We start from the raw sequence: 1045 nt of genomic DNA on the forward strand, positions 1-1045 counted from the left end.
AAATTATGCCTTGTGGACGTATTGGGTTTGGCAAGGACTCCAACGCTGTTTTCGCAACCCCAACACCACTATCCTTAGCAAGCGGCAGAGTTATTTACTGATTGCTTGTTTAGAAGGAGTGATTTTAGGATGTGCTGTGCAAGGGCGAGAATATTCTAACAATAGCTGGGCATTTGATAATCTATTTTACCTAGCTTTCTTCAGCGCCATACTGCTTTTTGGTCTAATCGCAACTCTCTCACCAAGTCGCCAAACTTTACTCGATTGGGTACACTCTCGGCGAGAGCGAGCTTCTCATCCCCAAGGCTTTCGGAAAAATACTCTCCTGTCAGACTTAATTTGGGGCGAAAAAAGTCCAGCAATAGTGGCAATAGCAATTAATAGTGTGATTGCATTTGTTCCTTTAGTAATTGGGGCTTTATTAGGAATACTTTAGTAATTGGGGCTTTATTAGGAATATTTGTTGATTTTGTTCAGATCGGAATGCTTGTTTTGGCAGCCTTCGTTGTCAGCTTGATGATGGTTTACGCCACGATTACTCAGCTGATGCTGATGATGAGAACTTCCAAGCGCTCAGTTTGGGCAACTGGTACTATCGTTGTTGCAGTCTTGTTGCCACCCACAATTCTAGGAGTATTGGGTATCGACCCCTACCAAAATACAATTCCATGGCTGTTTTCAACTTTTCCTTGGGCAGCGATAGAATCAGCGGCAATGAACACCATATTTCTGGCACTGCTAAGTCAGTTGAGTGTTCTGACTTTGTTGAATCTACAGCTGAGGCGGCAGTTGCGACTTGCTGGTGAATCGGCATCAAAAGCTCTGTTAGCGGGACGTCCCTCTGTGCCTACAGTTTAGATTGACAAGGTAAAATTTCTTCATGGTTAATGGTTCATTGTTCATGGCAATGAACCATTAACTATGTATTTGGGGCGAAAAAAGTTCAGCAGTAGTGGTAATGGCAATCAAGATGGCGATCGCTGTTACTTTTATTTTTGATAATTGTTGCCAAAAAGTCAACTTTAATTTTAAATTAGTTTAAGTA

At 41.9% G+C, this 1045-nt stretch carries 1 protein-coding gene and 1 pseudogene; both read left to right on the forward strand.

Going from position 1 to position 1045, the window contains the following annotated elements; genetic code table 11:
* A pseudogene (locus tag F6K23_RS41225) lies at positions 1-436 on the forward strand (hypothetical protein); the annotation flags it as partial.
* Positions 437-552: 116 nt separating this feature from the next.
* Entirely contained in the window at positions 553-858 is a 306-nt protein-coding gene (locus F6K23_RS41230; RefSeq protein ID WP_293167089.1) for a hypothetical protein, read from the forward strand.
* The last annotated feature ends 187 nt before the right edge of the window (positions 859-1045 follow it).

The sequence above is a fragment of the Okeania sp. SIO2C9 genome (genome assembly GCF_010672455.1).
In the GTDB taxonomy this organism is placed as follows: Bacteria; Cyanobacteriota; Cyanobacteriia; order Cyanobacteriales; family Microcoleaceae; genus Okeania.